General features: G+C 54.9%; 30 protein-coding genes. 1 reads left to right on the top strand and 29 read right to left on the bottom strand.

The window, feature by feature from the left end; translation table 11 throughout:
* Positions 1-4: 4 nt before the first annotated feature.
* Positions 5-1,396 carry an MFS transporter gene (locus FEZ21_RS06175; protein ID WP_003444333.1) on the bottom strand — a complete coding sequence of 464 codons (1,392 nt, stop codon included), beginning with the start codon at positions 1,394-1,396 and terminating at the stop codon, positions 5-7.
* A gap of 197 nt (positions 1,397-1,593) precedes the next feature.
* Between FEZ21_RS06175 and uvrA the strand changes: the two genes are divergently transcribed.
* On the top strand, positions 1,594-4,428 hold the full coding sequence (gene uvrA, locus FEZ21_RS06170) for an excinuclease ABC subunit UvrA (protein WP_003444334.1): 2,835 nt from the start codon (positions 1,594-1,596) through the stop codon (positions 4,426-4,428).
* A 121-nt stretch (positions 4,429-4,549) separates the two neighbouring features.
* On the opposite strand, the gene bfr is transcribed toward uvrA, so the two are convergent.
* From bfr to rplD, 28 genes are all read right to left on the bottom strand, one after another.
* A complete protein-coding gene (gene bfr, locus FEZ21_RS06165; RefSeq protein WP_003444336.1) occupies positions 4,550-5,014 on the bottom strand; it encodes a bacterioferritin in 465 nt (154 codons plus the stop codon).
* A 155-nt stretch (positions 5,015-5,169) separates the two neighbouring features.
* On the bottom strand, positions 5,170-6,618 hold the full coding sequence (locus tag FEZ21_RS06160) for a catalase (RefSeq protein ID WP_003444355.1): 1,449 nt from the start codon (positions 6,616-6,618) through the stop codon (positions 5,170-5,172).
* Between the two features lie 173 nt (positions 6,619-6,791).
* Positions 6,792-7,178, bottom strand: coding sequence for a 50S ribosomal protein L17 (gene rplQ, locus FEZ21_RS06155; protein ID WP_003444357.1), 387 nt, complete (start codon positions 7,176-7,178; stop codon positions 6,792-6,794).
* A 42-nt stretch (positions 7,179-7,220) separates the two neighbouring features.
* Positions 7,221-8,222, bottom strand: a complete 1,002-nt coding sequence (locus FEZ21_RS06150; protein ID WP_003176403.1) for a DNA-directed RNA polymerase subunit alpha — start codon at positions 8,220-8,222, stop codon at positions 7,221-7,223.
* Positions 8,223-8,244: 22 nt separating this feature from the next.
* Positions 8,245-8,865, bottom strand: a complete 621-nt coding sequence (gene rpsD, locus FEZ21_RS06145) for a 30S ribosomal protein S4 (protein ID WP_003444359.1) — start codon at positions 8,863-8,865, stop codon at positions 8,245-8,247.
* 18 nt (positions 8,866-8,883) lie between these two features.
* Positions 8,884-9,273 (bottom strand): 30S ribosomal protein S11, encoded by a 390-nt coding sequence (gene rpsK, locus FEZ21_RS06140; protein WP_002555466.1) that lies wholly within the window; start codon positions 9,271-9,273, stop codon positions 8,884-8,886.
* Between the two features lie 30 nt (positions 9,274-9,303).
* Positions 9,304-9,660 carry a 30S ribosomal protein S13 gene (gene rpsM / locus FEZ21_RS06135; RefSeq protein WP_003444360.1) on the bottom strand — a complete coding sequence of 119 codons (357 nt, stop codon included), beginning with the start codon at positions 9,658-9,660 and terminating at the stop codon, positions 9,304-9,306.
* A gap of 129 nt (positions 9,661-9,789) precedes the next feature.
* Positions 9,790-9,906: a 50S ribosomal protein L36 gene (gene rpmJ, locus FEZ21_RS06130; RefSeq protein WP_002555468.1), complete on the bottom strand. Its 117-nt coding sequence runs from the start codon at positions 9,904-9,906 to the stop codon at positions 9,790-9,792.
* A gap of 28 nt (positions 9,907-9,934) precedes the next feature.
* A complete protein-coding gene (secY, locus tag FEZ21_RS06125; RefSeq protein ID WP_003444361.1) occupies positions 9,935-11,263 on the bottom strand; it encodes a preprotein translocase subunit SecY in 1,329 nt (442 codons plus the stop codon).
* The gene (rplO, locus tag FEZ21_RS06120; RefSeq protein WP_003444362.1) at positions 11,264-11,701 is read right to left on the bottom strand and encodes a 50S ribosomal protein L15; all 438 of its coding nucleotides are present in this window, start codon (positions 11,699-11,701) and stop codon (positions 11,264-11,266) included.
* Between the two features lie 3 nt (positions 11,702-11,704).
* Positions 11,705-11,881, bottom strand: coding sequence for a 50S ribosomal protein L30 (gene rpmD, locus FEZ21_RS06115; protein ID WP_003444363.1), 177 nt, complete (start codon positions 11,879-11,881; stop codon positions 11,705-11,707).
* Positions 11,882-11,883: 2 nt separating this feature from the next.
* Positions 11,884-12,384, bottom strand: a complete 501-nt coding sequence (gene rpsE / locus FEZ21_RS06110; RefSeq protein WP_003186035.1) for a 30S ribosomal protein S5 — start codon at positions 12,382-12,384, stop codon at positions 11,884-11,886.
* Positions 12,385-12,387: 3 nt separating this feature from the next.
* The gene (gene rplR, locus FEZ21_RS06105; protein WP_003444364.1) at positions 12,388-12,738 is read right to left on the bottom strand and encodes a 50S ribosomal protein L18; all 351 of its coding nucleotides are present in this window, start codon (positions 12,736-12,738) and stop codon (positions 12,388-12,390) included.
* A 10-nt stretch (positions 12,739-12,748) separates the two neighbouring features.
* Positions 12,749-13,282: a 50S ribosomal protein L6 gene (gene rplF, locus FEZ21_RS06100; protein WP_003444365.1), complete on the bottom strand. Its 534-nt coding sequence runs from the start codon at positions 13,280-13,282 to the stop codon at positions 12,749-12,751.
* A gap of 12 nt (positions 13,283-13,294) precedes the next feature.
* On the bottom strand, positions 13,295-13,687 hold the full coding sequence (gene rpsH / locus FEZ21_RS06095; protein ID WP_003444366.1) for a 30S ribosomal protein S8: 393 nt from the start codon (positions 13,685-13,687) through the stop codon (positions 13,295-13,297).
* A gap of 212 nt (positions 13,688-13,899) precedes the next feature.
* The gene (gene rpsN / locus FEZ21_RS06090) at positions 13,900-14,205 is read right to left on the bottom strand and encodes a 30S ribosomal protein S14 (RefSeq protein WP_003444367.1); all 306 of its coding nucleotides are present in this window, start codon (positions 14,203-14,205) and stop codon (positions 13,900-13,902) included.
* A gap of 13 nt (positions 14,206-14,218) precedes the next feature.
* Entirely contained in the window at positions 14,219-14,758 is a 540-nt protein-coding gene (rplE, locus tag FEZ21_RS06085) for a 50S ribosomal protein L5 (RefSeq protein ID WP_003444368.1), read from the bottom strand.
* Between the two features lie 22 nt (positions 14,759-14,780).
* Positions 14,781-15,095, bottom strand: a complete 315-nt coding sequence (rplX, locus tag FEZ21_RS06080) for a 50S ribosomal protein L24 (RefSeq protein ID WP_003444369.1) — start codon at positions 15,093-15,095, stop codon at positions 14,781-14,783.
* Between the two features lie 11 nt (positions 15,096-15,106).
* On the bottom strand, positions 15,107-15,475 hold the full coding sequence (rplN, locus tag FEZ21_RS06075) for a 50S ribosomal protein L14 (protein WP_002555479.1): 369 nt from the start codon (positions 15,473-15,475) through the stop codon (positions 15,107-15,109).
* 23 nt (positions 15,476-15,498) lie between these two features.
* Complete coding sequence (gene rpsQ, locus FEZ21_RS06070; RefSeq protein ID WP_003444370.1) at positions 15,499-15,765, bottom strand: 30S ribosomal protein S17; 267 nt, start codon at positions 15,763-15,765, stop codon at positions 15,499-15,501.
* A gap of 2 nt (positions 15,766-15,767) precedes the next feature.
* Positions 15,768-15,959 carry a 50S ribosomal protein L29 gene (gene rpmC / locus FEZ21_RS06065; protein ID WP_003444371.1) on the bottom strand — a complete coding sequence of 64 codons (192 nt, stop codon included), beginning with the start codon at positions 15,957-15,959 and terminating at the stop codon, positions 15,768-15,770.
* Positions 15,959-16,372, bottom strand: a complete 414-nt coding sequence (gene rplP / locus FEZ21_RS06060) for a 50S ribosomal protein L16 (protein WP_003444372.1) — start codon at positions 16,370-16,372, stop codon at positions 15,959-15,961. The genes rpmC and rplP overlap by 1 nt, the downstream gene beginning before the upstream one ends.
* Positions 16,373-16,384: 12 nt before the next feature.
* The gene (gene rpsC / locus FEZ21_RS06055) at positions 16,385-17,071 is read right to left on the bottom strand and encodes a 30S ribosomal protein S3 (protein ID WP_003176422.1); all 687 of its coding nucleotides are present in this window, start codon (positions 17,069-17,071) and stop codon (positions 16,385-16,387) included.
* Positions 17,072-17,084: 13 nt separating this feature from the next.
* A complete protein-coding gene (rplV, locus tag FEZ21_RS06050) occupies positions 17,085-17,417 on the bottom strand; it encodes a 50S ribosomal protein L22 (protein WP_003444373.1) in 333 nt (110 codons plus the stop codon).
* A gap of 13 nt (positions 17,418-17,430) precedes the next feature.
* Positions 17,431-17,706 (bottom strand): 30S ribosomal protein S19, encoded by a 276-nt coding sequence (gene rpsS / locus FEZ21_RS06045; RefSeq protein ID WP_003232420.1) that lies wholly within the window; start codon positions 17,704-17,706, stop codon positions 17,431-17,433.
* A gap of 16 nt (positions 17,707-17,722) precedes the next feature.
* Positions 17,723-18,547 carry a 50S ribosomal protein L2 gene (rplB, locus tag FEZ21_RS06040; RefSeq protein ID WP_003444374.1) on the bottom strand — a complete coding sequence of 275 codons (825 nt, stop codon included), beginning with the start codon at positions 18,545-18,547 and terminating at the stop codon, positions 17,723-17,725.
* Positions 18,548-18,561: 14 nt separating this feature from the next.
* Positions 18,562-18,861, bottom strand: a complete 300-nt coding sequence (gene rplW / locus FEZ21_RS06035) for a 50S ribosomal protein L23 (RefSeq protein ID WP_003444375.1) — start codon at positions 18,859-18,861, stop codon at positions 18,562-18,564.
* Complete coding sequence (gene rplD / locus FEZ21_RS06030; protein WP_003444376.1) at positions 18,858-19,460, bottom strand: 50S ribosomal protein L4; 603 nt, start codon at positions 19,458-19,460, stop codon at positions 18,858-18,860. Before rplD ends, rplW begins: the two co-directional genes overlap by 4 nt.
* Between the last annotated feature and the right edge of the window lie 3 nt (positions 19,461-19,463).

Here is a 19,463-nt window from a genome sequence, read left to right as displayed (position 1 = left end):
TCTCCTAGGCTTCGCACGTCGGCGCTGGGTTAACCAACTGCTCGAGTGTCGCGCGATCCAATAGTTCGGTGTCCAATTTGATATAAATGGCAGCCTCTTGTGCTACCACCACTGCATCTGTAACGCCTGTAACAGCCTTTAAACGCTCGGCCAGACCTGCTTCGCGAAGCGCTTCAGGCGATAGCGGCAAGCGCAAGCTTGTCACATAAGGCGGTTCACGCATGGTAACAGCAAAGACCAGCCAGAGTGCAGCCAGACCTGCGCATCCAAGGAACACAACCGACAAACCGCCATGCTGAAATAACCAGCCGCCGAGTATGCCGCCCAGTGCCGAACCGAGGAACTGACTGGTGGAATAAACCCCCATCGCCGTACCCTTGCCACCCGCCGGAGATACCTTGCTGATCAACGAAGGCAATGAAGCTTCGAGCAGGTTGAACGCGGTGAAAAACACCACGGTACCTATCACCAACGCTCGCAAGCTGTCGCCGAACTTCCAGAAGAATAGCTCAGTGAGCATCAACGTCACGACGGCGCCGAGTAAAACTCGTTTCATTTTGCGTTTCTTTTCGCCGTAGATGATGAACGGAATCATGGCGAAGAAAGAAATCAGCAAGGCAGTCAGGTACACCCACCAATGTTGCTCTTTGGGCAAGCCGGCTTTTTCGACCAGCGCCAGCGGCAATGCGATGAAACTCGACATCAGCATGGCGTGCAGTACGAAAATCCCCAGGTCCAGACGCAGCAGGTCAGGGTGCCGCAAGGTCGGCAGCAATGCCTGCCTGGCAACCCCCGACTCGCGATGCTGCAAGGTACCGGTTGAGCGCGGCACCATGAACATGACGATGACGATCCCGACCAGCGCCATGCCGCCGGTGGCCAGGAACAGGCCCGACAACCCGAAGGCCCGGGTTAACAACGGGCCTACGACCATCGCCACCGCAAACGACAAGCCAATGGTCATGCCGATCATGGCCATGGCTTTGGTGCGGTGCTGTTCGCGAGTGAGGTCTGAAAGCAACGCCATTACGGCGGCAGAGATTGCGCCTGCACCCTGCAGGATCCGACCGGCAATGACGCCCCAGATCGAGTCCGAGTTGGCTGCCAGCACACTACCGAGGGCGAAGACGATCAACCCAAGGTAAATAACCGGACGCCGACCAATACGGTCAGAAATAACCCCGAAAGGAATCTGAAAAATTGCCTGAGTCAGGCCGTATGCGCCTATGGCCAGGCCGATCAGGGCTGGCGTCGCACCGGCGAGGTCCATCCCATAGGTCGCCAGAACCGGCAACACCATAAACATGCCAAGCATACGGAAGGCGAACACAAGGGCCAGACCGCTTGCTGCCCGGGTCTCGCTACCACTCATGCGGTCGCTGTGGGGATCGTGCATGGAATAACCTCATGTGAACCGGCGGCGATTCTACCAGTCCCATCGAGTAACAGCACACACACGAGAGAGGCGCGACGCTTTGTCACGTAAAAGTTATAAAGGCTCATTAATACCAACATGCCATTAAGAGCCTGCACAGCTTTCGTACAGATCCGTATACTCATTCGTTTACGTTATGCCCGCCAAGCGAGGCCGCAGTGGACAAGATCCTGATACGTGGGGCACGAACCCACAACCTGAAGAACATCGACCTGACCCTGCCCAGGGACAAGCTGATCGTCATCACCGGACTGTCTGGCTCCGGCAAATCATCCCTGGCGTTTGATACGCTGTACGCTGAAGGCCAACGCCGTTATGTCGAGTCGCTGTCGGCCTATGCCCGGCAGTTCTTGTCGATGATGGAAAAGCCTGACGTCGATACCATCGAAGGTCTGTCACCGGCGATATCCATCGAGCAGAAATCAACATCCCATAACCCGCGTTCCACTGTCGGCACCATCACCGAAATTTATGATTACCTGCGCCTGCTGTATGCCCGCGTAGGCATCCCCCGCTGCCCCGATCACGACATCCCGCTTGAAGCCCAAACCGTCAGCCAAATGGTCGACCTGGTACTGGCGCAGCCGGAAGGCAGCAAGCTGATGCTCCTGGCCCCCGTGATTCGCGAGCGCAAAGGTGAACACCTTTCGGTTTTTGAAGAGCTGCGCGCTCAAGGTTTCGTGCGGGCCCGGGTCAATGGCAGACTCTGCGAACTGGACGAGCTGCCCAAGCTCGACAAGCAGAAGAAGCACACTATTGATGTAGTGGTTGACCGCTTCAAGGTTCGGCCTGACCTGCAACAGCGCCTGGCCGAGTCATTCGAGACCGCGCTGAAGCTGGCCGACGGCATTGCTCTGGTTGCACCTATGGACGACGAGCCGGGCGAAGAGATGATCTTCTCCGCGCGCTTCGCCTGCCCGATCTGCGGCCATGCCATCAGCGAACTTGAGCCCAAACTGTTTTCCTTCAACAACCCCGCCGGGGCGTGTCCGACCTGTGACGGTTTGGGGGTCAAGCAGTTTTTCGATATCAAACGCCTGGTCAATGGAGAGCTGACGCTGGCCGAAGGCGCCATACGCGGCTGGGACCGGCGTAACGTTTATTACTTCCAGATGCTCGGGGCGCTGGCCAAGCATTACGACTTCAGTCTGGAAGTGCCCTTCGGTGAACTCCCGGCCGACAAGCAAAAAGTCATTTTGTATGGCAGCGGCACCCATAACGTTGATTTCCGCTATCTGAATGATCGGGGCGATATCGTCAAGCGCTCGCACCCGTTTGAAGGCATCGTGCCCAACCTGGAGCGCCGCTATCGCGAAACCGAATCGGCCACTGTGCGCGAAGAGCTGGCCAAGTTCCTGAGCACTCAGTCTTGCCCGGATTGCCGCGGCACCCGCCTGCGTCGCGAAGCCCGTCACGTCTGGGTCGGCGAGAAAACCCTGCCGGCCGTGACCAATATGCCGATCGGGGATGCAACCGAGTATTTCAGCACCCTGAGCCTGACCGGGCGCCGCGGGGAAATCGCCGACAAGATCCTCAAGGAAATTCGCGAACGCCTGCAGTTTTTGGTGAACGTGGGCCTGGACTATCTGTCGCTGGATCGCAGTGCTGACACCCTGTCTGGCGGTGAGGCGCAACGTATCCGTCTGGCCAGCCAGATCGGCGCAGGTCTGGTCGGGGTGCTGTACATCCTCGACGAGCCCTCCATCGGTCTGCATCAGCGCGATAACGATCGCCTGCTCGGCACCCTCAAGCATCTGCGCGACATCGGCAACACAGTGATTGTGGTGGAGCATGACGAGGATGCGATTCGTCTGGCGGACTATGTGGTTGATATCGGCCCGGGCGCCGGGGTGCATGGCGGACACATCGTTGCCCAAGGCACGCCTGCCGAGGTGATGGCGCATCCGGATTCGCTGACCGGTAAGTACCTGTCGGGCCGTGTGAAAATTCCCGTGCCGGCCAAACGTACGCCGCGCAACAAGAAGATGACGCTGTCGCTCAAGGGCGCCCGCGGCAACAACTTGCGCAACGTGGATCTGGAAATCCCTCTGGGGCTGCTGACCTGTGTGACCGGGGTTTCGGGTTCGGGCAAGTCGACGCTGATCAACAACACGCTCTACCCGCTCAGTGCTACCGCCCTGAATGGCGCGACTACCCTGGAGGCCGCGGCGCACGACAGCATCAAAGGCCTTGAGCATCTGGACAAGGTGGTCGATATCGACCAGAGCCCGATCGGTCGTACCCCTCGTTCCAACCCGGCAACGTACACCGGGCTGTTCACGCCTATCCGCGAGTTGTTTTCCGGCGTACCGGAATCCCGCTCCCGGGGCTACGGGCCAGGGCGTTTCTCCTTCAACGTGAAGGGCGGACGCTGCGAGGCATGTCAGGGCGATGGCCTGATCAAGGTGGAAATGCACTTTCTGCCCGACATCTATGTTCCTTGTGACGTGTGCAAGAGCAAGCGCTACAACCGTGAAACCCTTGAAATCAAATACAAGGGCAAGAGCATTCACGAAGTGCTGGAGATGACGATCGAAGAAGCCCGTGTGTTCTTCGACGCGGTGCCTGCGCTGGCGCGCAAGCTGCAGACACTGATGGATGTAGGTCTGTCGTACATCAAGCTGGGGCAGTCCGCCACGACGCTGTCAGGCGGCGAGGCGCAACGGGTCAAACTGTCCCGCGAGCTGTCCAAGCGCGATACCGGCAAGACCCTGTATATCCTCGATGAACCTACAACAGGCCTGCACTTTGCTGACATCCAGCAATTGCTGGATGTGCTGCATCGACTACGAGACCACGGCAATACGGTGGTGGTGATCGAACACAACCTGGACGTCATCAAGACTGCTGACTGGCTGGTGGATCTTGGGCCAGAAGGCGGCTCCAAAGGTGGGCAGATCATAGCGGTCGGCACACCGGAAGACGTGGCTGAAATGGCGCAATCCCATACAGGCTTCTATTTGAAGCCGCTGCTGATCCGCGACAGGGATTAAATCCCGGGCATGAAAAAGCCCCTGCCATTGTGAAGTGGCAGGGGCTTTTTCATGGGTCAGACTTCTGCTCGCAATCTTTTAACGGCTCGCGGGCAAGTGCGCGCCTACAGATCGAGGTCGGTCAGAACTGCGATTGCAGGTAGTTCTGCAGGCCGATGGCCTTGATCAGGCCCAACTGCTTTTCCAGCCAGTAGGTGTGATCTTCTTCAGTGTCTGCCAGCTGAATGCGCAACATGTCGCGGCTCACGTAATCCTTGTGCTGCTCGCACAGAGCGATGCCCTTGCAGAGCGCTGCGCGAACCTTGTACTCAAGACGCAAGTCGGCAGCAAACATCTCAGGCACTGTGGTACCGACATCCAGATCATCCGGGCGCATGCGCGGAGTGCCTTCGAGCATCAGAATCCGGCGCATCAACGCATCAGCGTGTTGTGCCTCTTCTTCCATTTCGTGGTTGATACGCTCGTACAGCTTGGCAAAGCCCCAGTCCTCGTACATACGGGAATGGACAAAGTATTGGTCACGTGCAGCCAGCTCGCCGGTGAGCAACGTGTTGAGATAATCGATTACGTCCGGGTGCCCTTGCATCGCCGCACATCTCCCTGCTTGAAAGTCTGTAGTTTGAACCAAGCTGACCGGGAGGTCACGACTCAATCGCTATAAAATCCTGCATTTGTAGAGAAAACAGAGCTAAATAACGCAAAAACCGCCCAATTGAGGGCGGTTCTGCTTCTCACTTAGACTTACTTAGCCTTTACACCCAGTGCTTTGGCAACACCGTCACCGTAAGCCTGATCGGCGTTGTAGAAATGCTGCAGCTGACGCTGCACAACATCTGGCGTAACCCCGTCCATGGCGCCTGCAATATTGTTTATCAGCAGGGTTTTCTGCTGGTCATTCATCAGACGGAACAGCGCACCGGCGTGGCTGTAGTAATCGCTGTCAACCCGATGATCGTAACGATCGGCCGCGCCACTCAGGGCCAAAGGCGGCTCTGCATACTGCGGCGCCTGCTTGGGTGCATCGGCATAGCTGTTGGGTTCATAGTTGGGTGCAGCGCCACCGTTGTTGCCAAAAGCCATCGAGCCATCGCGCTGGTAGTTATGCACAGGCACCCGCGCAGCGTTGATCGGCAAGTGCTGGTGGTTGGTGCCTATACGGTAACGATGGGCATCCGCGTAAGCGAACACACGGCCTTGCAGCATGCGATCTGGCGACAGACCGACACCCGGAACCATGTTGCTTGGACCAAATGCAGCCTGCTCAACCTCGGCAAAGTAGTTAAGCGGATTGCGATTCAACTCCAGCTCGCCAATTTCAATCAGCGGGAACTCTTTCTGCGACCAGGTTTTGGTCACGTCAAACGGGTTTTCGTAGTGGGCCGCAGCCTGGGCTTCAGTCATGACTTGCATGCATACGCGCCATTTCGGGAAGTCGCCCCGCTCGATGGCATCAAACAGATCACGCTGCGCGTAGTCCGGATCACTGCCTGCAAGACGCTCGGCTTCCGCTGGCGGCAGGTTCTTGATGCCTTGCATGGTTTTATAGTGCCATTTGACCCAGTGACGCTCACCGGCCGCATTGATCAGGCTGTAGGTGTGGCTGCCGAACCCGTGCATGTGGCGATAGCCATCCGGGATGCCACGATCGGAAAACAGGATGGTGACCTGGTGCAGGGATTCAGGGGAATGCGACCAGAAGTCCCACATCATCTGTGCACTTTTCAGATTGCTCTGCGGAAGGCGTTTTTGGGTGTGGATAAAGTCAGGAAACTTCAACGGATCACGAATGAAGAATACCGGGGTGTTGTTACCCACGATGTCCCAGTTGCCTTCTTCGGTATAGAACTTGAGGGCAAAACCACGTGGATCACGGGCAGTGTCTGCCGAGCCGCGCTCGCCGCCTACGGTAGAGAAACGCAGAAAGGTCGGGGTTTGCTTGCCTACGGTATCAAACAGCTTGGCGCTGCTGAGTTGAGCCATGTCACGGGTCAGCGTGAAGGTGCCATGTGCACCCGAACCCTTGGCGTGGACACGACGCTCCGGAATGTTTTCACGGTTGAAGTGAGCAAGCTTTTCGATCAGATGAAAATCATCGAGCAACAATGGGCCACGGGGGCCAGCAGAACGAGAATTCTGGTTGTCAGCAACTGGAGCGCCGCTGGCGGTCGTAAGCGTTTTGGTCTGGCTCATGCTTTTGCTTCCTCAGTAAGTCTTTGTACTGCCGGCTAATCGGCTGAGGAGGAGTATTGACCATGAACTCTACGCGGGCAAATTCATTAATTGATCGCGATCAATAGAAAATAATAATTAATCAGACACAAAAAACCGGGCACTAGGCCCGGTTCTTTGTAGAGACTGACGTCTTACTCAGCGGATACAGCTTCACCGCCAACTGGACGATCAACCAACTCGACGTACGCCATAGGCGCGTTGTCGCCAGCACGGAAACCGCACTTGAGGATGCGCAGGTAGCCACCCTCACGAGTTGCATAACGCTTGCCCAGATCGTTGAACAGCTTACCAACGATGGCTTTCGAACGCGTACGGTCGAATGCCAGACGGCGGTTAGCCAGACAATCATTCTTGGCCAGAGTAATCAGCGGCTCAGCAACGCGACGCAATTCTTTGGCTTTCGGCAGAGTCGTTTTGATCAGCTCGTGCTCAAACAACGACACTGCCATGTTTTGAAACATAGCCTTGCGGTGGGAGCTAGTGCGGCTCAGGTGACGACCACTTTTACGATGACGCATGGTTCATTCCTTACCAAACACAACGTTCGGTGATTACGACGATCAGGCAGTCGCCTTGTCGTCCTTCTTAAGACTTGCAGGCGGCCAGTTGTCGAGGCGCATGCCGAGGGACAGACCACGGGAGGCCAGAACGTCCTTGATTTCAGTCAAGGATTTCTTGCCCAGGTTCGGAGTCTTCAACAGTTCTACTTCGGTGCGCTGAATCAGGTCACCGATGTAGTAAATGTTCTCCGCCTTAAGGCAGTTGGCCGAACGCACGGTCAGTTCCAGATCGTCAACCGGACGAAGCAGGATCGGATCGATCTCGTCTTCCTGTTCGATAACCACTGGTTCGCTGTCACCTTTGAGGTCGACGAATGCAGCCAACTGCTGTTGCAGGATGGTTGCAGCACGACGAATAGCCTCTTCAGGATCCAGTGTACCGTTGGTCTCCAGATCAATAACCAGCTTGTCCAGGTTAGTACGCTGTTCGACACGGGCGTTTTCCACCACGTATGCGATACGGCGAACCGGGCTGAACGAAGAGTCAAGCTGCAAGCGACCAATGCTGCGGCTTTCGTCTTCATCGCTCTGACGCGAGTCTGCTGGTTCATAACCACGACCACGAGCTACAGTGAGCTTCATGTTCAAGGCGCCGTTAGACGCCAGGTTGGCGATTACGTGATCGGGATTAACGATCTCGACATCATGATCCAGCTGAATATCGGCAGCGGTAACCACCCCCGAACCCTTCTTCGACAAGGTCAGCGTAACTTCGTCACGGCCGTGCAGCTTGATAGCCAGACCTTTAAGGTTCAACAGGATTTCAATTACGTCTTCCTGTACACCTTCGATGGCGCTGTACTCGTGGAGCACACCATCAATCTCGGCCTCGACTACTGCACAGCCTGGCATTGAGGACAACAGGATGCGTCGCAGCGCGTTGCCCAGGGTGTGGCCAAAACCACGCTCGAGAGGCTCGAGTGTGATTTTAGCGCGGGTTGGACTGACAACTTGCACATCAATATGGCGAGGTGTCAGGAACTCATTTACCGAAATCTGCATGGATGCACCTATTTTCTAGCCCTTACTTGGAGTAGAGCTCGACAATCAGGCTTTCGTTGATGTCGGCGGACAGATCACTGCGAGCAGGAACGTTCTTGAAAACGCCCGACTTCTTCTCAGTGTCTACTTCTACCCATTCTACGCGGCCACGTTGGGCACACAGATCGAGAGCTTGGACAATGCGAAGCTGGTTCTTTGCTTTCTCGCGGATAGCGACCACGTCACCAGCACGTACCTGGTAAGACGGAACGTTAACGGTCTGACCGTTTACGCTGATCGACTTGTGCGATACCAACTGACGGGATTCGGCACGAGTAGAACCGAAACCCATACGGTATACGACGTTATCCAGGCGGCATTCGAGCAGTTGCAACAGGTTTTCGCCAGTTGCACCTTTCTTGCCAGCAGCTTGTTTGTAGTAGCCGCTGAACTGACGCTCGAGAACGCCGTAGATACGACGGACCTTCTGCTTTTCACGCAGTTGGGTGCCGTAGTCGGATTGGCGACCGCGGCGTTGGCCGTGGATGCCTGGAGCAGCTTCAATATTGCACTTCGATTCGATAGCGCGCACACCACTCTTCAAGAAGAGATCGGTGCCTTCACGACGTGCCAGTTTGCATTTTGGACCAATGTAACGAGCCATTCTTTACAGTCTCCTGGATTACACGCGGCGCTTCTTCGGCGGACGGCACCCGTTGTGCGGGATTGGCGTCACGTCGGTGATGCTGGCGATCTTATAGCCACAGCCGTTCAAAGCACGGACAGCGGACTCACGACCTGGACCTGGACCTTTAACGTTAACGTCAAGGTTTTTCAGGCCATATTCCAGCGCAGCTTGACCAGCACGTTCAGCAGCTACTTGAGCAGCGAACGGGGTGGACTTGCGAGAACCGCGGAAACCCGAACCACCGGAGGTAGCCCAAGAAAGCGCGTTACCCTGACGGTCGGTGATGGTCACGATTGTGTTGTTGAAAGACGCGTGGATGTGGGCGATGCCATCAACCACTGTCTTTTTGACTTTTTTACGAGGACGAGCAGCAGGTTTTGCCATGACTAAATTCCTGTCGATTCGCTGGTGCGATTACTTGCGGATCGGCTTACGCGGACCTTTGCGAGTACGCGCGTTGGTCTTGGTACGCTGACCGCGTACTGGAAGACCACGACGATGGCGCAGACCGCGGTAGCAGCCCAAATCCATCAAGCGTTTGATTTTCATGTTGACTTCACGACGCAGGTCACCTTCAGTGGTGAACTTTGCCACTTCGCCACGCAGCAACTCAATCTGCTCGTCGCTCAGATCTTTGATCTTAGCGGCTGGGTTTACCCCAGTCTCTGCGCAAATTTTCTGCGCAGTAGTGCGACCAACACCAAAGATGTAGGTCAGCGAGATAACAGTGTGCTTGTTATCTGGAATGTTAACGCCTGCAATACGGGCCATTCAGTGGGACTCCAATTGACAGCTACCTACGCCCCGGAAGCCAAGAAATAGGGCGCGAGATAATATCGCTGTAATAACAAATAATCAACCCAGCAGCGCACTAGCTGCTGGGCTTCAAACAGATCACACTCAGCCTTGGCGCTGTTTGTGACGTGGTTCCGCGCTGCAAATTACCCGAACAACACCTTCGCGGCGAATAATCTTGCAGTTACGGCACAGCTTTTTCACCGATGCACGAACTTTCATCACCAACTCCTCTCACCTTATGGGTACTTCAGCGAAGCATGCCGCTGCCGTAGCCCTTCAGGTTGGCTTTCTTCATCAGGGATTCGTACTGGTGCGAAACGAGGTGCGATTGTACTTGGGACATGAAGTCCATAACAACCACGACCACGATCAGCAACGAGGTCCCGCCAAGGTAGAACGGAACGTTTGCCGCAACCACCAGGAACTGGGGCAACAGACATACGGCCGTCATATAAAGAGCACCGAACAGAGTCAAACGAGTCAAAACGCCATCAATATAGCGCGCCGACTGCTCACCTGGACGGATACCCGGAATAAAGGCACCGGACTTCTTCAGGTTTTCCGCTACGTCTTTCGGATTGAACATCAACGCCGTATAGAAGAAGCAGAAGAAAATAATCCCTGCACTAAACAGCAGAATATTCAACGGCTGACCAGGAGCGATCGACTGCGAGATGTCCTGCAACCAGCCCATACCTTCAGACTGACCGAACCAGGCACCCAGCGAAGCCGGGAACAGCAAAATGCTGCTCGCAAAAATAGCCGGAATAACACCGGCCATATTCACTTTCAGCGGTAGGTGGCTAGTCTGCGCAGCAAACACCTTGCGGCCCTGCTGACGCTTGGCGTAGTGAACAGCAATACGACGCTGACCACGCTCAATGAACACCACGAAACCGATAATCGCTACTGCCAGCAAACCGATAGCAACCAGAGCGAAGATATTGATATCGCCCTGACGCGCAGACTCGAAAGACTGCCCAATTGCTCTCGGAAGACCGGCGACGATACCCGAAAAAATCAACATCGAGATACCGTTGCCAACACCACGCTCAGTAATCTGCTCACCCAGCCACATCATGAACATTGCACCAGCCACAAAAGTGGTCACTGCAACGAAATGGAAGCCCAGGTCACCAGTGAACGCTACGCCTTGCCCTGCCAGACCTATGGACATGCCAATAGCCTGAACAAGAGCAAGAGCGACAGTGAGGTAGCGGGTGTACTGGCTTATCTTGCGACGACCAGCTTCACCTTCCTTCTTCAACTGCTCCAGCTGCGGGCTGACAGCGGACATAAGCTGCATGATGATCGATGCCGAAATGTACGGCATGATCCCCAGCGCAAAAATACTCATCCGCTCCAGCGCGCCGCCGGAAAACATGTTGAACAAGCTAAGAATGGTCCCCTCATTCTGTCGAAACAGGTCCGCCAACCGGTCCGGGTTAATACCTGGAACTGGGATGTGTGCGCCTATTCGGTAGACGATAATCGCCAGGAATAGAAAACGCAGACGAGCCCAGAGCTCGGATAACCCGCCTTTGCTGAGCGCTGAGAGAGCACCTTGCTTAGCCATTTATTCCTCGAACTTGCCGCCAGCTGCTTCGATAGCCGAACGCGCACCTTTGGTGGCGCCGATTCCCTTGCCGATTGTGACAGCGCGAGTAACTTCACCGGACAGCATGATTTTCACACGCAGTACGTTGACGTTGATCACGTTGGCATCTTTCAGGGTCTGCACAGTAACGATGTCGCCTTCCACTTTAGCCAGCTCGGACAAACGCACTTCTGCGCGATCCATGGCTTTCAGGGAAACGAAACCGAACTTAGGCAGACGGCGATGCAGCGGCTGTTGACCGCCTTCAAAGCCTGGAGCAATTGTGCCACCGGAACGGGAGGACTGACCTTTGTGACCACGGCCACCAGTCTTACCCAAACCGCTACCGATACCACGGCCCGGACGATGCTTTTCGCGACGGGAACCCGGCGCTGGACTCAGATCATTGAGTTTCATCGATTAACCCTCTACACGCAGCATGTAGTAAGCCTTGTTGATCATCCCGCGATTCTCGGGAGTATCAAGTACTTCTACAGTGTGACCGATGCGACGCAGACCCAGACCCTTAATGCACAGTTTGTGATTAGGGATGCGGCCGGTCATGCTTTTGATCAGCGTTACTTTAACGGTAGCCATGATCAGAAGATCTCCTTAACGCTTTTGCCACGCTTAGCGGCAATAGACTCAGGAGACTGCATAGCCTTCAAACCCTTGAAAGTGGCGTGAACCACGTTTACCGGGTTAGTCGAGCCGTAGCACTTGGCCAGAACGTTCTGAACGCCAGCAACTTCGAGGACAGCACGCATAGCGCCGCCAGCGATGATACCGGTACCTTCAGAAGCAGGCTGCATGTACACCTTCGAAGCGCCATGAGCGGACTTCATTGCGTACTGCAGAGTTGTGCCGTTCAGGTCAACTTGGATCATGTTGCGGCGAGCAGCTTCCATTGCCTTCTGGATCGCAGCAGGCACTTCACGTGACTTGCCACGGCCGAAGCCAACGCGCCCTTTACCATCACCAACCACGGTCAACGCGGTGAAAGTGAAGATACGGCCGCCTTTAACGGTTTTGGCTACGCGGTTAACTTGAACCAGCTTCTCAATGTAGCCTTCGTCGCGCTTTTGGTCGTTATTTGACATAACTTAGAACTCCAGCCCAGCTTCACGAGCAGCCTCAGCCAGCGCTTTCACGCGGCCGTGGTACTTGAAGCCAGAGCGGTCGAAAGCCACCTGCGAGACGCCAGCGGCTTTTGCACGCGTAGCGACCAGCTGGCCAACCTTTGTGGCCGCGTCGATGTTGCCAGTAGCAGCATCACGCAGTTCTTTGTCCAAAGTCGAGGCACTTGCCAGGACTTTGCTGCCGTCGGCCGAGATGACCTGGGCGTATATATGCTGCGACGAGCGGAACACGCAGAGACGCACGACTTCGAGTTCGTGCATTTTCAGACGTGCTTTGCGAGCGCGACGCAGGCGAGTAACTTTTTTGTCGGTCATTTGCTATGCCCTACTTCTTCTTGGCTTCTTTACGACGGACGACTTCGTCCGCGTAACGTACACCCTTACCTTTATAAGGCTCTGGCGGACGGAAACCGCGGATCTCAGCGGCCACCTGACCTACCAGCTGCTTATCAATACCCCGGATCAGGATATCGGTTTGGCTAGGAGTCTCAGCGGTGATGCCTTCCGGCAGTTCGTAATCCACTGGGTGCGAGAAGCCAAGAGCCAGGTTCAGCACTGTGCCTTTTGCTTGCGCTTTGTAACCAACACCGACCAGCTGGAGCTTGCGCTCGAAGCCTTGGCTTACGCCTTGGACCATGTTGTTTACCAACGCACGAGTGGTACCAGCCATTGCGCGAGTTTGTTGATCGCCATTGCGAGCAGCGAAACGCAGCTCACCAGCTTCTTCAACGATCTCAACGGACGAATGGATGTTCAGTTCTAGAGTGCCCTTGGCACCCTTCACCGAAAGCTGTTGGCCGGCGAATTTTACTTCGACACCAGCTGGCAGCTTAACGGGGTTCTTAGCGACGCGTGACATGCTTATCCCCCCTTAGAACACAGTGCAAAGAACTTCGCCGCCGACACCGGCAGCGCGCGCAGCACGATCCGTCATCACACCTTTGCTGGTGGAGACGATAGACACACCAAGACCGCCACGAACTTTCGGCAGATCTTCGGAGGACTTGTACTGACGCAGGCCTGGACGGCTAACGCGCTTCACTTCTTCGATAACCGAACGGCCTTCGAAGTATTTCAGCTCGATAGACAGCAGTGGTTTGATTTCGCTGCTGATCTGATAATCCGCGATGTAACCTTCGTCTTTGAGAACTTTGGCTACAGCTACCTTCAACGTGGAAGATGGCATGCTTACGACGGACTTTTCAGCCATCTGGGCATTACGGATTCGAGTTAGCATGTCCGCTAACGGGTCCTGCATACTCATGGGCTAGACGCTCCTGTTACAAAAATAATTAGCCTCGCGGCTACATCTGTCGCCGAGTGACTCAATGCTTAAAAAGCACGGGCTCAGGCGAGCCGGTCATTCTAGACACACGCCAGAAATGAATCAAGCCCCAATAGGGGCTTGATTCATATTCAAGGTCACCGACTGTCAGGATCTTGCGATCCTGACAGTGACAACTTTGCCTGTACGCCTTACCAGCTGGCTTTAACCAGACCTGGTACGTCACCGCGCATTGCTGCTTCACGCAATTTGTTACGGCCAAGGCCGAACTTGCGGTAAACACCATGCGGACGACCAGTCAGGCGGCAGCGGTTACGCATGCGCGCAGCGCTTGCGTCACGTGGCTGCTTCTGCAGAGCTACCTGAGCTTCCCAACGTGCTTCTGGACTTGCGTTCAGATCCACGATGATGGCTTTCAGTGCTGCACGCTTCTTGGCGAACTTGGCAACCGTGAGCTGACGCTTCAGCTCGCGGTTTTTCATGCTCATCTTGGCCATTTTCCTACTCCAATCAGTTGCGGAACGGGAATTTGAAAGCACGCAACAAGGCGCGACCTTCATCATCTGTCCGAGCAGTGGTGGTCAGGGTAATGTCCAGACCGCGAAGGGCATCGATCTTGTCGTAGTCGATTTCCGGGAAGATGATCTGCTCTTTCACGCCCATGCTGTAGTTACCACGACCATCGAAGGACTTGGCATTCAGGCCGCGGAAGTCGCGTACCCGAGGCAGGGAGATCGACAGCAGACGATCCAGGAATTCGTACATACGCTCACGGCGCAGAGTAACTTTAACGCCGATCGGCCAGCCTTCGCGAACTTTAAAGCCTGCGATGGACTTGCGAGCGTAGGTCACAACACATTTTTGACCCGTGATCTTTTCCAAATCAGCTACAGCGTGCTCGATGATTTTCTTATCACCGATCGCTTCGCCCAAACCCATGTTCAGGGTGATTTTGGTAACGCGCGGAACTTCCATCACGTTCGAAAGCTTAAGTTCTTCCTTAAGTTTCGGAGCGATTTCCTTCCGGTAAATCTCTTTTAGTCGTGCCATGGTCTTATCTACCTAGCAGTGTTCAAGCATCAACCGCTTTTTGGGTCGACTTGAAGACACGAATTTTCTTGCCTTCTTCTACTTTGAAACCAACGCGGTCAGCCTTGTTGGTTTCGCCGTTGAAGATGGCGACGTTAGAAGCGTCCAGTGGAGCTTCTTTTTCGACGATACCGCCTTGCACGCCCGACATAGGGTTAGGCTTGGTATGACGCTTAACCAGGTTCAGACCGCCAATAACCAAACGGTTGTTAGCGAGAACCTTAAGCACCTTACCGCGCTTACCTTTGTCTTTGCCGGCGATCACGATGATCTCGTCGTCACGACGAATCTTTTGCATGTCGGATCTCCTTACAGCACTTCTGGGGCGAGCGAGACGATCTTCATGAACTTCTCAGTACGAAGTTCACGGGTCACTGGCCCAAAGATACGGGTGCCGATCGGCTCTTGCTTGTTGTTCAGAAGAACAGCAGCGTTGCCATCAAAGCGGATAATGGAGCCATCAGCACGACGTACGCCGTGACGAGTGCGGACTACAACAGCAGTCATCACTTGGCCTTTTTTCACTTTACCGCGAGGAATTGCTTCCTTCACGGTAACTTTGATGATGTCACCGATACCAGCGTAACGACGATGGGAGCCACCCAGCACCTTGATGCACATAACGCGGCGTGCGCCGCTGTTATCGGCCACATCGAGCATGGATTGAGTCTGAATCATATAATTTCTCCGACCCCTAGTCCTTAGACTTCCACAGCGCGTTCGAGAATATCAACCAATGCCCAAGACTTGGTCTTGGCCAGCGGACGAGTTTCACGAATAGTGACCTTGTCGCCGATGTGGCACTGATTGGTTTCGTCGTGCGCGTGCAGCTTAGTCGAACGCTTAACATATTTACCGTAGATCGGGTGCTTAACGCGACGCTCGATCAGTACGGTGATGGTCTTGTCCATCTTGTCGCTGACAACACGGCCAGTCAGCGTACGGACAGTTTTTTCGGCTTCAGCCATGATTACTTACCTGCCTGCTGTTTGAGCACAGTCTTCACGCGAGCGATGTCACGCTTAACTTGCGAGAGCAGATGCGACTGCCCCAACTGGCCAGTTGCTTTCTGCATGCGCAGATTGAACTGGTCGCGCAGCAAGCCGAGCAGTTGCTCGTTCAGCTGCTGTGCGGATTTTTCACGAAGTTCATTCGCTTTCATCACATCACCGTCCGTTTAACAAAGGAGGTGGCGAGCGGCAGCTTTGCAGCAGCCAGGGCGAAAGCCTCACGCGCCAGCTCTTCAGTAACACCCTCGATTTCATACAGGACTTTGCCTGGCTGAATCTGGGCAACCCAATATTCCACGTTACCCTTACCTTTACCCATCCGAACTTCGAGTGGCTTTTTGGTTACAGGCTTGTCCGGGAATACACGGATCCAGATCTTACCGCCACGCTTAACGTGACGGGTCAGTGCACGACGCGCTGATTCGATCTGACGAGCGGTGAGACGACCACGAGCAACAGACTTCAGCGCATATTCGCCGAAGCTGACTTTGCTACCGCGCAATGCCAAGCCACGGTTGTGGCCTGTCATCTGCTTGCGGAACTTCGTACGCTTAGGTTGTAACATTTGGCGTACCCCTTACTTAGCAGCTTTTTTACGAGGCGCTGGTGCTTGTGGCTTCAGTTCTTCTTGGCGACCACCAATTACTTCGCCTTTGAAGATCCAAACCTTTACACCGATCACACCGTAAGTGGTGTGAGCTTCGTAGTTGGCATAGTCGATGTCGGCACGCAGGGTGTGCAGTGGCACACGACCTTCGCGATACCATTCAGTACGTGCGATTTCAGCACCGCCGAGACGACCGCTCACTTGGATTTTGATGCCTTTGGCACCAATGCGCATAGCGTTCTGTACAGCGCGTTTCATCGCGCGACGGAACATTACACGACGCTCCAGCTGCTGAGCTACGCTCTGCGCAACCAGCATACCGTCGAGTTCCGGCTTGCGGATCTCTTCGATATTGATGTGCACAGGCACACCCATTTGCTTGGTCAGGTCCTGACGCAGTTTCTCAACATCTTCACCTTTCTTCCCGATAACGATACCAGGACGAGCAGTGTGGATGGTGATACGTGCAGTCTGAGCCGGACGATGGATATCGATACGGCTTACGGACGCGCTTTTTAGTTTGTCTTGGAGGTATTCACGCACCTTCAGATCAGCGAACAAATAGTCCGCATAAGTCCGGCCGTCTGCGTACCAGACGGAGGTGTGCTCCTTGACGATTCCCAGGCGAATGCCAATGGGATGTACTTTCTGACCCATCTCTTCGACTCCGTTACTTGTCAGCAACCTTGACAGTGATATGGCAAGACCGCTTGACGATGCGATCAGCGCGGCCTTTGGCACGCGGCATGATGCGCTTCAGCGAACGCCCTTCGTTGACGAAAACGGTAGCGACTTTAAGGTCGTCAACGTCTGCGCCTTCGTTATGCTCGGCGTTGGCTACGGCCGACTCCAGCACTTTCTTGATGATCTCGGCGGCTTTCTTGTTGCTGAAAGCCAACAGGTTGAGCGCTTCGCCCACCTTCTTCCCGCGGATCTGGTCGGCGACCAAGCGGGCTTTCTGGGCGGAGATTCGAGCGCCCGACAACTTAGCGGCTACTTCCATCGTTCCTTACCCCTTAACGCTTGGCTTTCTTGTCTGCCACGTGCCCACGATAAGTGCGGGTACCGGCAAACTCGCCTAGTTTATGGCCAACCATGTCTTCGTTCACAAGAACTGGGACATGAAGACGACCGTTATGCACAGCGATGGTCAGACCGACCATTTGTGGCAGGATCATAGAACGGCGCGACCAGGTTTTCACCGGTTTGCGATCGTTCTTTTCCGCCGCCACTTCGATCTTCTTCAGTAGGTGAAGATCAATAAAAGGACCTTTTTTCAGAGAACGTGGCACTGTCGTATCCCTCTATTTACTTGCGACGACGGACGATCATTTTGTCGGTACGCTTATTACCACGAGTCTTCGCGCCCTTAGTCGGGAAGCCCCATGGCGATACCGGATGACGACCACCAGAGGTACGACCTTCACCACCACCATGTGGGTGGTCAACCGGGTTCATGGCAACACCACGAACGGTTGGGCGAACGCCACGCCAGCGTTTGGCACCAGCTTTACCCAGGGAACGCAGGCTGTGCTCGGAGTTCGAGACTTCGCCAAGCGTTGCACGGCATTCAGCCAATACTTTACGCATTTCACCAGAGCGCAGACGCAGGGTCACATAGACACCATCACGAGCGACCAGCTGAGCCGAGGCACCAGCGGAACGTGCGATTTGCGCGCCTTTACCCGGCTTCAATTCGATGCCGTGTACGGTGCTACCAACTGGAATGTTGCGCAGTTGCAGAGCGTTGCCCGGCTTGATCGGTGCCAAAGCACCTGCGATCAGCTGGTCACCGGCACTCACGCCTTTAGGGGCGATGATGTAGCGGCGCTCGCCGTCTGCGTACAACATAAGAGCAATGTGAGCAGTACGGTTTGGATCGTATTCGATACGCTCAACAGTGGCTGGAATGCCATCTTTGTCGTTGCGACGGAAGTCGACCAAACGATAATGCTGCTTATGACCACCACCGATGTGACGCGTGGTAATACGGCCATTGTTGTTACGACCACCAGTCTTCGATTTCTTCTCGAGCAGCGGTGCGTGAGGAGCGCCTTTATGCAGCTCCTGGTTGACCACCTTGACCACATGACGGCGGCCAGGGGAAGTCGGTTTGCATTTAACGATTGCCATGATGCACCCCTTCCTTACTCAGCACTGCTGCTGAAATCGAGATCTTGGCCTGGCTGAAGGGAGATTACTGCCTTCTTCCAGTCATTACGCTTGCCCACGCCGCGAGCGGTGCGCTTGCTTTTACCCAGAACATTCAGGGTAGTAACACGCTCAACTTTCACGCTGAACAGGCTTTCGACGGCCTTCTTGATTTCCAGCTTGGTTGCATCAGTAGCAACCTTGAAAACGAACTGGCCTTTCTTGTCTGCCAGAACCGTAGCCTTCTCGGAAACGTGCGGGCCAAGCAGAACTTTAAATACGCGTTCCTGGTTCATCCCAGCAGCTCCTCGAATTTCTTCACGGCCGACACGGTGATCAACACCTTGTCGTATGCGATCAGACTAACTGGATCGGAACCTTGCACGTCACGTACATCAACGTGTGGCAGGTTGCGAGCAGCCAGGTACAGGTTCTGATCAACAACTTCGGACACGATCAGGACGTCTGTCAGACCCATGCCATTCAGTTTGTTCAGCAGATCTTTGGTCTTCGGTGCTTCAACTGCGAAGTCCTGAACCACGATCAGACGATCAGTACGAACCAGTTCAGCAAGGATGGAACGCATTGCTGCGCGGTACATCTTCTTGTTGAGCTTCTGAGAGTGATCCTGTGGACGAGCTGCGAAAGTGGTACCGCCGCCACGCCAGATTGGGCTACGGATAGTACCGGCACGAGCACGGCCAGTACCTTTCTGACGCCATGGGCGCTTACCGCCACCACGAACATCGGAACGGGTCTTTTGCTGCTTGCTACCTTGACGGCCGCCGGCCATGTAGGCCACGACTGCTTGGTGAACCAGCGTCTCGTTGAACTCGCCGCCAAATGTCAGTTCGGAAACTTCGATCGCTTGAGCGTCATTTACGTTTAATTGCATGTC

This window comes from Pseudomonas sp. 9.1(2019) (assembly GCF_009910445.1).
GTDB classification, from domain to species: domain Bacteria; phylum Pseudomonadota; class Gammaproteobacteria; order Pseudomonadales; family Pseudomonadaceae; genus Aquipseudomonas; species Aquipseudomonas paraversuta.
This window is presented reverse-complemented; position numbering and strand designations above follow the sequence as displayed.

Coding starts and splice junctions, on each gene's coding strand:
- FEZ21_RS06175 (WP_003444333.1), bottom strand. CDS start 1,396: ATGCACGATCCCCACAGCGACCGCATGAGTGGTAGCGAGACCCGGGCA.
- rpsE (WP_003186035.1), bottom strand. CDS start 12,384: ATGTCAAATAACGACCAAAAGCGCGACGAAGGCTACATTGAGAAGCTG.
- secY (WP_003444361.1), bottom strand. CDS start 11,263: ATGGCTAAGCAAGGTGCTCTCTCAGCGCTCAGCAAAGGCGGGTTATCC.
- rplR (WP_003444364.1), bottom strand. CDS start 12,738: ATGACCGACAAAAAAGTTACTCGCCTGCGTCGCGCTCGCAAAGCACGT.
- rplE (WP_003444368.1), bottom strand. CDS start 14,758: ATGGCACGACTAAAAGAGATTTACCGGAAGGAAATCGCTCCGAAACTT.
- rplO (WP_003444362.1), bottom strand. CDS start 11,701: ATGAAACTCAATGATCTGAGTCCAGCGCCGGGTTCCCGTCGCGAAAAG.
- bfr (WP_003444336.1), bottom strand. CDS start 5,014: ATGCAAGGGCACCCGGACGTAATCGATTATCTCAACACGTTGCTCACC.
- rplF (WP_003444365.1), bottom strand. CDS start 13,282: ATGTCACGCGTCGCTAAGAACCCCGTTAAGCTGCCAGCTGGTGTCGAA.
- rpmJ (WP_002555468.1), bottom strand. CDS start 9,906: ATGAAAGTTCGTGCATCGGTGAAAAAGCTGTGCCGTAACTGCAAGATT.
- rplB (WP_003444374.1), bottom strand. CDS start 18,547: ATGGCAATCGTTAAATGCAAACCGACTTCCCCTGGCCGCCGTCATGTG.
- FEZ21_RS06160 (WP_003444355.1), bottom strand. CDS start 6,618: ATGAGCCAGACCAAAACGCTTACGACCGCCAGCGGCGCTCCAGTTGCT.
- rplV (WP_003444373.1), bottom strand. CDS start 17,417: ATGGAAGTAGCCGCTAAGTTGTCGGGCGCTCGAATCTCCGCCCAGAAA.
- rplD (WP_003444376.1), bottom strand. CDS start 19,460: ATGCAATTAAACGTAAATGACGCTCAAGCGATCGAAGTTTCCGAACTG.
- rplW (WP_003444375.1), bottom strand. CDS start 18,861: ATGAACCAGGAACGCGTATTTAAAGTTCTGCTTGGCCCGCACGTTTCC.
- rpsC (WP_003176422.1), bottom strand. CDS start 17,071: ATGGGTCAGAAAGTACATCCCATTGGCATTCGCCTGGGAATCGTCAAG.
- rpsQ (WP_003444370.1), bottom strand. CDS start 15,765: ATGGCTGAAGCCGAAAAAACTGTCCGTACGCTGACTGGCCGTGTTGTC.
- rpsD (WP_003444359.1), bottom strand. CDS start 8,865: ATGGCTCGTTACATTGGTCCAAAATGCAAACTGGCACGTCGTGAAGGC.
- rplP (WP_003444372.1), bottom strand. CDS start 16,372: ATGTTACAACCTAAGCGTACGAAGTTCCGCAAGCAGATGACAGGCCAC.
- rplX (WP_003444369.1), bottom strand. CDS start 15,095: ATGCAAAAGATTCGTCGTGACGACGAGATCATCGTGATCGCCGGCAAA.
- rpmC (WP_003444371.1), bottom strand. CDS start 15,959: ATGAAAGCGAATGAACTTCGTGAAAAATCCGCACAGCAGCTGAACGAG.
- rpmD (WP_003444363.1), bottom strand. CDS start 11,881: ATGGCTACCGTTAAAGTAACGCTGATCAAAAGCATGACCGGCCGCATC.
- rplN (WP_002555479.1), bottom strand. CDS start 15,475: ATGATTCAGACTCAATCCATGCTCGATGTGGCCGATAACAGCGGCGCA.
- rpsM (WP_003444360.1), bottom strand. CDS start 9,660: ATGGCCCGTATTGCAGGCGTTAACATTCCAGATAACAAGCACACTGTT.
- rplQ (WP_003444357.1), bottom strand. CDS start 7,178: ATGCGTCATCGTAAAAGTGGTCGTCACCTGAGCCGCACTAGCTCCCAC.
- rpsN (WP_003444367.1), bottom strand. CDS start 14,205: ATGGCCAAGATGAGCATGAAAAACCGCGAGCTGAAGCGTCAGCTCACG.
- rpsK (WP_002555466.1), bottom strand. CDS start 9,273: ATGGCAAAACCTGCTGCTCGTCCTCGTAAAAAAGTCAAAAAGACAGTG.
- rpsH (WP_003444366.1), bottom strand. CDS start 13,687: ATGAGTATGCAGGACCCGTTAGCGGACATGCTAACTCGAATCCGTAAT.
- FEZ21_RS06150 (WP_003176403.1), bottom strand. CDS start 8,222: ATGCAGATTTCGGTAAATGAGTTCCTGACACCTCGCCATATTGATGTG.